This is a genomic window from Dryocola baronae (assembly GCF_051297175.1).
Taxonomy (GTDB): domain Bacteria; phylum Pseudomonadota; class Gammaproteobacteria; order Enterobacterales; family Enterobacteriaceae; genus Dryocola.
Genome location: NZ_JBINNY010000001.1, coordinates 4,365,785 through 4,380,233 on the forward strand (window position 1 = coordinate 4,365,785; position 14,449 = coordinate 4,380,233).

The window sequence follows — 14,449 nt, forward strand, 5'->3', positions numbered from 1 at the left end:
GGTGGAATCTAACTCATCCACCCAAAGGTATAATTTACATACCCAAAATAATTCGAGTTGCAGGTAGGCGGCAAAAAAATGAATCCCCAGGAGCTTACTAAAGTAAGTGACTGGGGTGAGTTTTTGCAGCCAACACCCCTGCGGCTCGAAGTATGACGGGTATCACAGCATGTTTTTGCCGTAGTCCATATCGCTGAGACCGAAATATTTCGCGACTGTCTGGCCGATGTCGGCGAAGGTTTCGCGGTGGCCCAGCGAGCCTGGCTTCACTTTCGGGCCGTAAACCAGCACCGGGATATGCTCACGGGTGTGGTCGGTGCCTTTCCAGGTCGGGTCGCAGCCGTGGTCTGCGGTAAGGATCAGAATGTCATCCTCTTTCAGCAGCTCCATCAGCTCCGGCAGACGGCGGTCAAACAGCTCCAGACCGGCTGCATAACCGGCTACGTCGCGGCGGTGGCCCCATGAAGAGTCGAAATCTACGAAGTTGGTGAACACGATGGTGTCATCGCCCGCTTCTTTCATCTCTTTGATGGTGGCATCAAACAGCGCGTCAAGGCCGGTCGCCTTCACTTTTTTCGTGATGCCGACGTTTGCGTAGATGTCCGCGATTTTACCCACGGAAACCACCTGGCCGTTTTTCTCTTCGACCAGTTTCTTCAGCACGGTAGGAGCCGGTGGCTCAACCGCCAGGTCGTGACGGTTACCGGTACGCTGGAAGTTACCCGGCTTGTCGCCGATAAACGGACGCGCGATAACGCGGCCGATGTTGTAGCCGCCTTCGGTCAGCTCTTCGCGTGCGATTTCGCACAGTTCGTAAAGCTTATCCAGGCCGTAGGTTTCTTCGTGGCAGGCAATCTGGAACACGGAGTCGGCGGAGGTGTAGAAAATCGGCTTGCCGGTTTTCATGTGCTCTTCGCCCAGCTCGTCCAGAATAACGGTGCCGGAAGAGTGGCAGTTGCCGAGGTAGCCCGGCAGGTTTGCGCGCTCTACCAGCTTGTCGAGCAACTCCTGCGGGAAGCTGTTTTGCGTGTCTGAGAAGTAGCCCCAGTCGAACAGCACGGGCACGCCCGCGATTTCCCAGTGGCCAGACGGGGTGTCTTTACCGGAAGAAAGCTCGTGGGCCCAGCCGTAAGCGCCGATGACTTCAGCGTTGCCGTCCATGCCCGCCGGGATCTTACCGGTGGAACCTTCTGCCGCCTTCACTAAACCAAGGCTTGTCAGGTTTGGCAGAGTCAGCGGCCCTTTACGGCCTTTGTCCGCCTCGCCATTCGCACATGCTTGTGCAATGTGCCCAAATGTATCAGAACCGACGTCGCCAAAGCGGTCAGCATCTTCAGTCGCGCCGATGCCAAAAGAGTCCAGCACCATGATAAATGCACGTTTCATAATTTCTCCTGCGTCATTGCGCCTGAAACGTCCGAAGACGTTTCAAAAAGTGATCAGATCAGTATGCCATTTATTGACTAATTCTGCGATAAACGACCGGCGTTTCTGTCGGTGCGGTCTCGTTAACTTTGATTGCCGCCTTCACGGCGCGGGCCGCGTCCTGCCATTGCGCTTCGCTTGCCGCATGAATCACCGCCAGCGGACGTGACGTATCCACGCTGTCGCCGAGGCGGGCCATGTCGGTAAAGCCGACGCTGTAATCAATGGTATCGGAAGCCTGGCGACGGCCGCCGCCCATGGAAACCACCGCCATGCCCAGCGCACGGGTGTCCATTTCGCTGACAAAACCGGTACGGTCTGCGTAAACCGCTTTGCTCAACACCGCGGTTGGCAGGTATTTCGCGTAGTTTTCCACGAAATCAGCCGGGCCTTTTTGCGCGGCGACCATGCGGCCAAAGACTTCCGCCGCTTTGCCGTTGTCGAGCACCGCCTGTAGCTTGCCGCGAGCTTCCGCGTCATCTTTGGCGAGGTTGCCGGAAAGCAGCATTTCCACACAAAGCGCCATGGTCACTTCATGCAGGCGTGGATTCACGTATTCGCCGGTCAGGAACTGCACGGCTTCGCGCACTTCAACCGCGTTGCCCGCGCTGGAAGCCAGAACCTGGTTCATGTCGGTCAGCAGCGCCGTGGTTTTCACGCCCGCGCCGTTGGCGACGCCCACAATCGCTTCCGCCAGTTCGGCAGAAAGTTCGTAGGTCGGCATAAACGCGCCGCTGCCTACCTTAACGTCCATCACCAGCGCGTCTAAACCTTCGGCCAGCTTCTTGGCAAGGATGGAGCCGGTGATCAGCGGGATGGAGTCTACGGTCGCGGTAATGTCACGCGTGGCGTAGAAACGCTTGTCCGCCGGAGCCAGCGAGTTGGTCTGGCCGATAATCGCTACGCCGACGTTTTTGATGATGTCGCGGAAACGGTTATCGTCCGGGAAAATGTCAAAGCCGGGGATAGCTTCGAGCTTATCGAGCGTGCCGCCGGTGTGGCCCAGACCACGGCCAGAGATCATTGGGATGTAGCCGCCGCATGCCGCCACCATCGGGCCGAGCATCAGAGAAGTCACATCGCCCACGCCGCCGGTGGAGTGTTTATCCACAATCGGGCCATTAAGATCGAGGCTTTTCCAGTCCAGAACGGTACCTGAATCTCGCATCGCCATGGTCAGCGACACGCGTTCCGGCATGGTCATATCGTGGAAGAAGATGGTCATAGCAAGCGCGGCAATCTGTCCTTCGGAAACGGTGTTATCGCGAATGCCGTTAATGAAGAAGCGAATTTCTTCGTCGCTTAGCTGCAGACCGTCACGTTTTTTACGAATAATTTCTTGAGCGAGAAACAAGGTAACCCCCATGAGAACCAGGGTGAAAGGTTGGCGGGTGGCGCGAGGCTTACCCGCCCTACGATCCGATAGGCCGGATGAGCAGAGCGTCATCCGGCAATTTAGGGCTTAGTAGCTGCTGGCGCTTTTGCCGTCGCCGTGGCCCAGCGCTTTGAGCAGGCTGGCTAACAGGCTGGATGCACCGAAGCGGTAATGGCGTGAATCCGCCCAGTCAGCGCCGAACAGTTCGTCAGCGATGGACAGGAACAGAGCCGCATCTTCTGCGCTACGCACGCCGCCCGCGGGCTTGAAGCCAACGGTTTTCTCAACGCCCATATCACGGATAACTTCCATCATGATGCGCGCGCTTTCCGGCGTGGCGTTTACCGGCACTTTACCGGTAGACGTCTTGATGAAGTCAGCGCCCGCTTTGATAGAGATTTCAGACGCTTTACGGATAAGCCGCTCTTCTTTCAGCTCGCCGGTTTCAATGATGACTTTCAGCAGAACGTTTGCCGCTGCACAGGCTTCTTTACAGGCTTTCACCAGGTCAAAACCAACCTGCTCGTTGCCCGCAATCAGCGCGCGGTACGGGAACACAACGTCCACTTCGTCCGCGCCGTAAGCGATAGCGGCACGGGTTTCGGCCAGGGCGATTTCGATGTCGTCATTGCCGTGCGGGAAGTTAGTCACGGTTGCGATGCGGATATCCGGCGTGCCCTGCTCTTTCAGAGTCTTACGCGCAATCGGGATAAAGCGTGGGTAGATGCAAATCGCTGCGGTGTTGCCTACCGCGGTTTTGGCCTGATGGCAGAGCGCGATGACTTTTTCATTGGTGTCATCGTCGTTCAGGGTAGTCAGGTCCATCAGTTTCAGGGCGCGCAGGCTGCTTGCAGTTAAATCGGTCATAACACTCTCCAACAAAAGATATTACCCCTAAATAATTCGAGTGCGGCCAACACACATGCAGCTCGAAGTATGACGGGGAGAAGTCTCAGGCTTTCGAAACTCAACACGTTGGAGCGGACTTGGTTCCATGAAGAGGAGAGGCAACCCGGGTCGCCATCACGTTGAGATCCTTCTCACCGCACATTGCCAGTAGCAATGTTATAATTCTAACACTCACTCGCTGAGCAATTTTGTGTATTGCTTCACAAAAGCCAAAGGCAGGATTACATGCTTTCCACAGTATATGTGATTTAACGAACAAAATAACGCGTTAAAGTGGCGGTTTGAGGTGAAATCCGGCGGGACACGCGCCCGCCGTAGGTTTGCGGCCAATGTTAGAATTTTAACATTGGCCATTTTTATTACAGCGCGAGGAAGACGCCCGCGATGGTCGCACTCATCAGGTTCGACAGCGTGCCCGCCGCCACCGCCTTCAGGCCTAGCTGGGCTATCTCATGACGACGGTTTGGCGCCATGCTGCCGAGGCCGCCGATCAGAATCGCTATAGAAGAAAGGTTAGCAAACCCACACAGCGCGAAGGAAATAATTGCCTTACTGTGGTCAGAAAGCACCTGTAAACCTGCCGCCGCCACGGTCGCGTCGTCCTTCAGGTATTCACCAAAGTTCAGGTAGGCCACGAATTCGTTGATGATGAGCTTCTGGCCGATGAACGAGCCGGCCACGTTGGCTTCCGCCCAGGGTACGCCAATCAGCCACGCCAGCGGCGCGAACACCCAGCCCAGAATCAGCTCCATGGAAAGCTGCGGATAGTTAAACCAGCCGCCGATCCCGGAAAGCATGCCGTTTAGCAGAGCGATCAAAGCGACAAACGCCAGCAGCATCGCGCCGACGTTCAGCGCCAGCTGCATGCCGGAAGCGGCACCCGAAGCGGCGGCATCCAGCACGTTGGCCGGGCGGTCCGGATCGTTTTTCATCGATTCCAGCTGCGGCGCATCGTTCGGCGTTTCGGTTTCCGGCAGCATGATTTTGGCGAACAGCAGGCCGCCGGGAGCCGCCATAAACGACGCGGCAATCAGGTATTCCAGCGGCACGCCCATCTGCGCGTAGCCCGCCAGTACGGAACCGGCAACCGACGCCAGGCCGCCGCACATCACGGCGAACAGCTCGGAGCGAGTCATGGTGGCGATATAAGGGCGAACAACCAGCGGCGCCTCGGTCTGCCCAACGAAGATATTCGCGGTGGCGGACAGGGATTCGGTACGGGAAGTTTTCAACACCTTACGCAGGCCGCCGCCGAGAATACGGATAACCAGCTGCATGATACCGAGGTAGTAAAGCACCGCAATCAGCGAGGAGAAGAAGACGATAATAGGCAGCACGCGCAGCGCGAAGATAAAGCCGCCGCCGCCAAATAATTCGAACATTTTGTCGGAAGCAAGCCCGCCGAACAGGAATGAGATCCCCGCATTGCCGTAGGCAATAACGTTTGCGACCCCTTCTGACATGGCTAACAGCACTTTGCGCCCGACCGGCACATAAAGAATTAACGCACCGATACCGACCTGAATCAGCCAGGCCCCGAGCACGGTTCGCAGATTAATAGCCTTACGGTTGCTGGAGAGTAAAACTGCGATCAGCAGCAGCACGATCATGCCGATCAGTCCCATGAGGATTTGCATACAGAGTCCCTGTGTATTTGTGAAATAGAAAAGCGCAGCGGCTTTTGCTCAACGCGCGGATTATAGCCGCAGGCGTCGAGCGAACTGCCATCGCTATCACGTATTTCTACAAATTGAGAGAAACGTTTGTCCAGTAAAGTGACGCGGATCACAACAAAAGGCGGGTAATTACCACTGAAATAATTTGTCTGCGTTGTAAATCAATGCATTAGCGATCTCTTCCGGGGCTTCCTTGCGCAGTTCGCACAGCGTTTTGAAGACGTCAGCGACGCGTTCCGGGCGGTTTGGCTGCCCCTGCCAGCCGTTAAGCGGCATATCCGGAGCGTCGGTTTCCAGCAGCAGCGCCGAAAGGGGAAGCTGGGACATCACGTTGCGCGTTTTGCTGGCCCGCGGGTAGGTAATGGTGCCACCGACGCCGATAAAATAGCCCATATCGACAAAACGCTCGGCCTGCTGGAGGCTGCCCGCAAAGCCGTGAACGACGCCGGTGCGCGGCAACGCGTGGCGCTTGAGGTGCATTGCCAGCCTGTCGTGGGTACGGCGCGAATGAAGGATTACCGGCAGGTCGTAGCGCTTCGCAAGCTTAAACTGCGCGTCCAGCATCGCCTCCTGCTTCTCAAACATCGGGTCGTCCATAAACAGGTCGAGGCCGATTTCGCCAATCGCCACCAGCTTCTCGGCACGCTGCTGAAGATGGTGTTCGAGCAGCGCCAGCGAAGCATCCTGATGCTTATGAATCACGATGGGATGCAGGCCAAGCGCGGCGTGCAACGCAGAATGCTGCCCGGCGAGGGACAGCACGGTAGCAAAGCGTTCGGCTTCAATCGCCGGAACAATAATTTTCTCCACCCCTGCCGCGAGCGCGCGCTCGAGGCTTTCCGGCTCATCGCCGGTGAACGGCGGGAAATCGAAATGGCAGTGGGTATCGTAGAACCTGAACGTCACGCGGAATCCTCGTTAGTGAACGAGGCGTCGTTCGCCTCGACGGCTTCCACCACGGTTTTGATCAGCGGTTCGTTTGCCACGGCGGCAGGCGGCACAACCAGCGGCCCAGGCGTGACGATGCGCGGGCGATGACGTTTAAGCGGCGGCGTCGCCACAAGCTGCCGGGCGACCGTGGCGAGGAAGTAGCGCCCGCACAGGCGGCCCGTTTTGTAATCCGCATTCAGGGCAGGCAGACGGCTGCCCAGGGCGCTGCTGAGCAGCGGCTTCGGCGGATAAATTTCGAAAATGCGCAGGTTGCCCGGCGGCTTCTCGATAAAGCTTTGGATCTCGCGATAGCTTGCTTCATGGTGCTGCACCAGGTTCAGCAGCGGCTGCAGGCTGCTGGTGCCCAACAGGCGTTCCATGCGCTTGAACCACTCCGGCGTGTAGTACATCTGCGACGGCACCGTGCGGATCACCACCAGCGTATCGGCCCCAAGGCGCGCGGCTTCGCGCACCGGAATCGCGTCGCTGATGCCGCCGTCTTGATAGCTGATGCCGCCGATATCCACGCCGCTGCGATAGAAGCCCGGAATCGCGCTTGAGGCCTTGATAATATTGAGCCAGGTATCGCTGGTTGGCGAGAAATAGCCCGGCGAATAGTCGTCGCTGCGGCAGGCGCACATGTAAAACTGCTTGCCGCTTTCAAACAGCTTTTCCGCAGAGGACATGGATAACGGGATTTTCGCCGCGGTGGATTCCACCAGCCAGTCGAGGTCGATAAGGTTGCCCCCGCGCACAAAGCGCAGCGGGTTGAAGAAGTCGCGGGTGGTGGTGAAGCGGGTGATCACGCGGCGAGCGTAGCCGGGCTGGTTGCAAACGTAGGCTGAAAGGTTTTGTGCACCGGCGGAGGTGCCGAGGAACAGGTCAAAGGGGTTGAATTCGGCGCGCATAAACTCATCCAGCACCCCGGCAGTGAAGATCCCGCGCTGCCCGCCACCTTCGCAAATAATGGCGAGTTTTCCGGGACGAAACGGCTTAGACGCAAGCGGCGCGATATTGCCGAGCGTTACGGGTATACGTTGTCCCACCCTGCTTTCCTAATTAATTATTTTTAATAACGGCTTGTCATTGTTTTTGGTGAAATGCTTTGCGCCGTCCGCCGTGAAAAACGGTGGATGGCACTTTATTTATCCACCCTGCGACCTCAGAACATTGTAGGTAGATTGTAGGTCGGATAACCGTTAGCGCCGCTCGACATAGTCGGCTGTTGATAATTCGTTTACTTATCCTACGGTTTCGGTCGGCATAAGTCGGATAAGCGTCAGTGCCATCCGACAAAAAACGGTGGATGGCACTTCGTTTATCCACCCTACGACCTCACTGTAGGTCGGATAAGCGTCAGCGCCATCCGACAAAAAACGGTGGATGGCACTTCGTTTACCCACCCTACGAACTCAGTGTAGGTCGGATAAGCGTCAGCGCCATCCGACAAAAAACGGTGGATGGCACTTCGTTTATCCACCCTACGACCTCACTGTAGGTCGGATAAGCGTCAGCGCCATCCGACAAAAAACCTTAACGTCCAAAAACGCGAGAGCCAGTCATAAATGACTGGCTCTCTGGTCGGTCTCTAACTGTTATAGCACGTATCGTACGCTATGGACGTCTACGGCCCATAAACAGGCTGACCAGGAACAGAATAATACCTACCACGAAGACAATTTTTGCCGCGCCTGCTGCTGTACCTGCCAGGCCGCCAAAGCCCAACGCTGCTGCAATCAACGCGATAACCAGAAAAATAATGCCCCAACGAAACATAAGCCTCTCCTTAAACCATAGTGAACTCGAACCGCTTCTTAATGAGTGCCATCAGGCGTGCCCACTGGCGATATATGAGTAACGGTAGTGCTGACTGACTCCCCCGGTCATCCCAGAGGAGAGAGTTTCGGTATGCTGCTACTTCTCGATCTTCAGATCGTTTTTAACGCTTTTCACGCCATCAACCGCTTTGGCGATGCTTTCCGCACGCTCGGACTGCGCGTTGGATTTCACATGCCCTGACAGCTGTACAACGCCATCTGTGGTTTCTACTTTCACATTACGAGACGGAACGATGTCGTCTGCTAACAGTTTAGCTTTGATTTCGCTAGTCGTAGCGGTATCGCCAGCGTAGCCGCTTACCGATTTGTCTTTACCGTCGCGAACGTGGAGCTTGTCGCTTACGGAGGTCACGCCTTCAACGCGTTTAGCAACGGCGACGGCCTGTTCAGCCTGTGCCTGGCTCTCAACGAAGCCGCTCAGCGTTACTACTTTCTTATCGGTTTTCACCGAAATATCGGTGCTTTTAATGTTCTCATCGTCTACCAGCGCTGCTTTAACTTTAGCAGTGATGGAGCTGTCGTCCATGAAATTACCGACTTTATTCATAGAGTTATCGATTTTTTGCCCGGCAGAATCAGCTGTTGATTCAGTTTTGTTGAGCATTTTGTCTTCTGCCAGTGCGCTGCCGCTTGCCAGAATTGAACCCAATACAACCGCCAGCAGAGTTTTCGAAATCTTAGTCGTAGTCATCGATTTATTCCTGTAGTTTTGCTCATAATTTGAGCTCTAAGCCACAACGTGGCAGCTATGCTGAAAAGGCCGCTAGGCCTGAGCTTTGCTCTCAGTCTGTGACTTCAGTGATAACCTAAACTTATCGCTCTCACGCCCTTCATGAGTTAAAGCAGTTATTAATATCGTGATAATCAACCTTCTCTGAAAAACATCCCGCGAAAATCGATTCGTCAGGGATATTTATCCATGTCACTTGTCATCACTTTGTTAAATATAGATCACAATCGCAAAATTGCATGATGCGGTCGGTTGAAAAATGGGCGAATGAGGGGGAAATGGCGGAAATTAAGAACAATCCGTAAGGGGTTAATAAGACAGGAAAAGTAGCAGGACGCGACGGCTGCCGCGCCCTGCGAGGGGATTTAAACGTTATTGTTTAACCCAAGCATCCTGCCAGTTACTTCCCGTGGCGGGTGCGTAGGCCCACGCGGCCCCGGCGCACCATCCGGAATAAGGGAAAGGCTTGCATTGATAGACGTGACCATCGGTGGCCATCACTTTTGTCCCGGCGGCGTATTTGCTGATTTGCGCAGGATAAACATAGTCATAGCCTGCATCCGGCGCAGGCGTTGGCTCCGGTTTATCCTTAGCGTTAATCTGCAGCACGGTATTACCAGTGGCGGACAGGCGGGTCTGATCGGTGACGCTCACCGCAAGCGACAGAGATTTCGTCGTGGAGGCTTCGGGTACCGATACGACCAGCGTATTGCTATTCACCCCGCCGACTACCGTCAGCTCGGCAGGCACCGTCCATTGCCAGGAAAGCTGCTGCGCGGAACTGTCGGCGTCGGTAGCGTTAGCTACGATAGTGACCTGGCTACCCGCCGTCACCTGCTGGGTTTGCGGTACGGAAAGCGTCGGCGCTACGGGCTGGCTTAGGTTTACAACAGATACCGTGGTATCAGACGTGGACGTCAGCTTGCCGTCGCCTACCGTCAGGCGGAATGCGTAAGTGGCCTGCTGCAGCGGAGAAGGTAAGCTAAAGGTTGCGCGGGACGTTTGCGCATCAGCAAGCCTAACCGCCGGGCCGCTAATCTGCATCCACTGACAGGTTAACGCATCGTTATCCGGATCGCTTGAAGCAGTACCATCAAGCAGGACGGTACCCAGTTTGTTAATGCTTTGGTTCACGCCCGCATTGGCAACCGGCGGACGGTTGCCGGACGGTACCGCGCTATTGTTGGTGAACGGCGAGAAAACGTCGCTGTAGCCATAGGCAGGTACCTGCTGGGCGGTCATACCGCTGTGTTCAGGAGAAACCTGTTTTTCAACGCCGGGACGATCGCGCATCATCGACCAAATCCCGATCATGCCCAGACCGCGATCTCTGGCGTGCTGATATACACGCTGCGCATCGGAAAGATAGAACACCTCGCCCTGAACGTCGTTGTAGCCAATCATCGGCGTGGTGCCCAGCATCGCGTAAACTTCGCTACTGCTCTTCTCAGGCCAGATGGCTTTCACCTGGCTATAAAGGTTATCAACGGCCGAAGTGGCACATTTGCTGTGGATGTCCTGTCCTTCTTTATCTGCGGACTGGCAAATCGCGTTGCCGTAGTCCATTGTCATGACATTCACCCCGGCAAGCGCTACGCCCTTCGCTTTCGCATCCTGCAGAACGTAAACCCCTTCAGGCGTCAGGCCGGTAGGCAGAATCGGCAGGGTGTACCAAACGGCCACGTTACGCCCTTCCTTCTTCCACTGCTCCTGAACCGCTTTCACCGCCTGGTTGCGGCGCTGGATGGATTCATGATCGGCAACCCAGGTTCCTTCAATATCAAAGTCCAACACCTTCAGGTTGAGGTTATCGACGATATCGTAATAATGCTGTTGCAGGTCGGCGACGTTCTTACAGCTTGCCGCGAGCGGGCTGTTGTTTGCCCCGCCGATGGACACCATTACGTCGCCACCCGCGTCGCGCAGCGCTTTAATTTTGCTGTATTGCGTGTAGTCGCCCATGTTGTAGGCCGTGCCCCAGGTAGGGATACAGGTGTTTGCGTCTTTTGACACCACAAATGCCAGCGTGTAATGCGTAATGTTTTTGCTCTGCGCAAGCGCGGCCATATCCGGAATGCTGTTCAGGGTGAAGTCAACGTACGGCGCGTAGAACTGCTTCGGCCAGTCGGATTTAGGGGTTCCAACGCGTGACTTCGCATTGCCCCAGTCAACGTAGGCGCGCCACGGGGAAACCGCATCCGGCGTAACGTTCTTCACCTGCCACTGAGCGACGTAAGGCGTGCCGTTGAAGGTCGCCAGGCTATCGGGCTGATAAAGCGTCGCGAGATTCATCGCCGGAGCCGCTTTTGCCTGTTCTGCGGTAACGGTGGACGTTTTACCTAAAGGATACCAGGGCTGGCCGTTATTTTTGGTTGGGTTTTGATTAGCAATTAAAGACGGGTCAGCATTATTGGTATAAAACAGCGCCTGATAAGACTGGCCGTTGCGGGTAACAATATCACCGCCGTTATAAACGGTGCCCATGGTCCATTCAGGCGTTGGCTGCCAGAGTTTCCATGGATTACTTTTGCCTGGAATAAAAGAATAAGGTTCTACCGCAGCGCTTGTTTTATAGGCCGTGCCGTCAACGGTAACTTTATCGCCGGCAATATAAGTCTGTACTGGATTAAATTCCGGAAGCGTCGTATCCGTACTGCCGCCTGCAATATCGCAGCTTACGGTGTTACCGTACAACGACAGTTCCTGTGCGGTTGCCGGGCGAACGAGGCGCCACGGGTTGTTACCCTGATCTTGTTTTGCGGTGCCCGGACACTGGGCCGCGCCTACCCACCAGCTGTTGGTATAGACGTTACCGTTATAAATCACTTCAAAATTTGCGCTGCCCTCCTGACCATTCCAGGCCTCCAGCGCCCATGTCGATGATGCAATACACAAAGCCCCCATACCAACTAAGGTACGAGTTAATTTATTAATCCGCATAATTTAATCCTTTAGATATTTAACGATCGGCCGCGATGCGGTAAGCATCAGGAGGAAGTTACCATAACCCGTAATGGCTATTACACCGTCAAATATAGAATTAATTAATTACCAACAAAGTCGAGAAGTTTATTATTAAGCCGAAATAAAATAACAGCCAATCATAATTAAGATGGATGAAATGTGAGATGTAAAATACAAAATATGAATATAAAAAGGCCCCCTGAATAAGGAGGCCAGAAGAGATATTAGTGCTCGCGAGTTTTACGGAATACCACATCCGGATAACGGTCTTGCGTCAGGTTAAGGTTAACCATGGTCGGCGCGATATAGGCGAGATTGTCACCACCGTCGAGCGCAAGCTGCACTTCGTTTTTGCGTTTGAACTCTTCAAATTTCTTCACGTCGCTGCATTCAACCCAGCGCGCGGTGGACACGTTGACGGATTCGTAAATCGCCTCAACGTTGTATTCACTTTTCAGACGAGCGACCACCACGTCAAACTGCAGCACGCCGACCGCACCAACAATCAGATCGTTATTGGTGATAGGACGGAATACCTGCACCGCGCCCTCTTCGGAAAGCTGAACCAGCCCTTTGAGAAGCTGCTTCTGTTTAAGCGGGTCACGCAGGCGAATACGGCGGAACAGCTCCGGCGCGAAGTTCGGGATACCGGTGAACTTCATCATTTCGCCCTGGGTGAAGGTATCACCAATCTGAATGGTGCCGTGGTTGTGCAGGCCGATGATGTCGCCCGGATACGCTTCTTCGACGTGCGAACGGTCGCCCGCCATAAAGGTCAGCGCGTCGGAAATCACCACGTCTTTACCGGTACGCACCTGGCGCAGCTTCATGCCCTTTTCGTATTTACCGGAAACCACGCGCATAAAGGCCACGCGGTCGCGGTGTTTCGGGTCCATATTGGCCTGAATCTTAAACACGAAGCCGGTGAACTTCTCTTCGGCGGCCTCAACTTCGCGGGTGTCGGTTTTACGCGGCATAGGCGCAGGCGCCCATTCCACCAGGCCGTCCAGCATGTGGTCAACGCCGAAGTTACCCAGCGCGGTACCGAAGAAGACCGGCGTCAGCTCGCCTTCCAGGAACAGTTCGCGATCAAACTCGTGGGACGCGCCCTGCACCAGCTCAAGCTCATCGCGCAGCTGGCCCGCTAGCTCTTCGCCAACGGCGGCATCGAGATCCGGGTTGTTCAGCCCTTTCACGATGCGCACTTCCTGAATGGTGTGACCTTTACCGGTCTGGTAAAGATAGGTTTCGTCTTTATAAAGGTGGTAAACGCCTTTGAACAGCTTGCCGCAGCCGATTGGCCAGGTGATAGGCGAGCAGGCAATTTTCAGTTCGCGCTCAACTTCATCCATCACTTCCATCGGGTCGCGGATGTCGCGGTCCAGTTTGTTCATAAAGGTGAGGATTGGCGTATCGCGCAGGCGGGTAACTTCCATCAGCTTGCGGGTACGGTCTTCTACACCTTTTGCGGCGTCGATAACCATCAGACAGCAGTCAACCGCCGTCAGGGTACGGTAGGTATCTTCCGAGAAGTCTTCGTGCCCTGGGGTATCAAGCAGGTTGACCAGGCTGTCGCGGTACGGGAACTGCATAACGGACGTGGTGATGGAAATACCACGCTGCTTTTCCATTTCCATCCAGTCAGATTTCGCATGCTGGCTGGAGCCACGGCCTTTTACGGTACCGGCGGTCTGAATCGCCTGTCCGAACAGCAGCACTTTTTCGGTAATGGTGGTTTTACCGGCATCGGGGTGAGAAATGATCGCAAAGGTGCGACGTTTCCCCACTTCCTGTAAATAAGGAGACAAAGTCATAATCGTATCTTCTGTGAATGCGCGCGGCCTTGAGCCACGCGGCAAGTAAACGTATTTTGGCGGCTATTTTACCCATCAAGTTGGGTTTAACAATCAACAATCATGGCTTACACAACAGTTGCTCCAGTTCACTCAGCGAGGTGACCTGCCAGGTCGGATGAATGCCTTCCGGCAGGCTACGGCCATGGGCATTCAGCCAGCAGGTCGCCAGACCCGCGTTCATCCCGCCCAGAATGTCAGATTCCGCCGTATCGCCGACCATCATTACGCGTTCGCGCGGCGGGTTGCCCATTTGCTCTAAAGCATAATCAAAAATTCGACGATCTGGCTTAGCGATGCCGACCTGCTCGGAAATAACCAGCAGGTCGAAAAAGTCCCGTAGGCCGGTGCGTTCAAGGCGGATTTGCTGGAGCGCGGTAAAACCATTGGTAATAATGCCGAGCTTAACCTTGCCTTTCAGGGCATTAAGCAGCGAGATAGCCCCCGGCAGCGGCGCGCAGATTTCGGCCATCGCATTTAAAAACGCGGCGTTGAGATCGCCCGCCGGGACGTTCAGCCGTGCGGCCCAGCCTTCAAAACGCTGGTGCTGGAGCTGAAGCGCGGTGATGGCGCCGTTCTGGTAATCGACCCACAGCGGCTTGTTAACGGCCTGGTAGTCATGGAAATCTTCAGCGGTGAACGTCACGCTATAGTCGAGAAACATCCGCTGTAGGCCGCCGAAAGCGTCAAAGGTAAACAGCGTTTCGTCGGCATCAAATAAAATCCAGTCCCAGTTCATTAATACACCT

11 protein-coding genes are annotated in these 14,449 nt (G+C 55.1%); all 11 read right to left on the minus strand.

From position 1 onward, the window contains the following. Window positions 1-162: 162 nt before the first annotated feature. The 11 genes from deoB to yjjG all read right to left on the minus strand — a co-directional run bounded on the left by deoB (window position 163) and on the right by yjjG (window position 14,439). Window positions 163-1,386: a phosphopentomutase gene (deoB, locus tag ACSPHG_RS20605; RefSeq protein WP_435955346.1), complete on the minus strand. Its 1,224-nt coding sequence runs from the start codon at window positions 1,384-1,386 to the stop codon at window positions 163-165. Window positions 1,387-1,456: 70 nt separating this feature from the next. Then, a complete protein-coding gene (gene deoA, locus ACSPHG_RS20610) occupies window positions 1,457-2,779 on the minus strand; it encodes a thymidine phosphorylase (RefSeq protein WP_435955348.1) in 1,323 nt (440 codons plus the stop codon). A gap of 108 nt (window positions 2,780-2,887) precedes the next feature. After that, complete coding sequence (deoC, locus tag ACSPHG_RS20615; protein WP_435955349.1) at window positions 2,888-3,667, minus strand: deoxyribose-phosphate aldolase; 780 nt, start codon at window positions 3,665-3,667, stop codon at window positions 2,888-2,890. 401 nt (window positions 3,668-4,068) lie between these two features. Next, complete coding sequence (locus tag ACSPHG_RS20620) at window positions 4,069-5,346, minus strand: NupC/NupG family nucleoside CNT transporter (protein ID WP_435955351.1); 1,278 nt, start codon at window positions 5,344-5,346, stop codon at window positions 4,069-4,071. Between the two features lie 168 nt (window positions 5,347-5,514). Continuing rightward, a complete protein-coding gene (locus ACSPHG_RS20625; RefSeq protein WP_435955352.1) occupies window positions 5,515-6,291 on the minus strand; it encodes a TatD family hydrolase in 777 nt (258 codons plus the stop codon). After that, window positions 6,288-7,361, minus strand: a complete 1,074-nt coding sequence (locus ACSPHG_RS20630; RefSeq protein ID WP_435955353.1) for a patatin-like phospholipase family protein — start codon at window positions 7,359-7,361, stop codon at window positions 6,288-6,290. The genes ACSPHG_RS20625 and ACSPHG_RS20630 overlap by 4 nt, the downstream gene beginning before the upstream one ends. 568 nt (window positions 7,362-7,929) lie before the next feature. Next, complete coding sequence (locus tag ACSPHG_RS20635) at window positions 7,930-8,091, minus strand: DUF1328 domain-containing protein (protein ID WP_002437547.1); 162 nt, start codon at window positions 8,089-8,091, stop codon at window positions 7,930-7,932. A gap of 138 nt (window positions 8,092-8,229) precedes the next feature. Then, on the minus strand, window positions 8,230-8,844 hold the full coding sequence (gene osmY, locus ACSPHG_RS20640; protein WP_435955354.1) for a molecular chaperone OsmY: 615 nt from the start codon (window positions 8,842-8,844) through the stop codon (window positions 8,230-8,232). A gap of 411 nt (window positions 8,845-9,255) precedes the next feature. After that, window positions 9,256-11,823, minus strand: coding sequence for a PKD domain-containing protein (locus ACSPHG_RS20645; protein ID WP_435955355.1), 2,568 nt, complete (start codon window positions 11,821-11,823; stop codon window positions 9,256-9,258). Between the two features lie 248 nt (window positions 11,824-12,071). After that, window positions 12,072-13,661, minus strand: a complete 1,590-nt coding sequence (gene prfC, locus ACSPHG_RS20650; protein ID WP_435955356.1) for a peptide chain release factor 3 — start codon at window positions 13,659-13,661, stop codon at window positions 12,072-12,074. Window positions 13,662-13,761: 100 nt separating this feature from the next. Continuing rightward, window positions 13,762-14,439 (minus strand): pyrimidine 5'-nucleotidase, encoded by a 678-nt coding sequence (yjjG, locus tag ACSPHG_RS20655; RefSeq protein ID WP_435955358.1) that lies wholly within the window; start codon window positions 14,437-14,439, stop codon window positions 13,762-13,764. Between the last annotated feature and the right edge of the window lie 10 nt (window positions 14,440-14,449).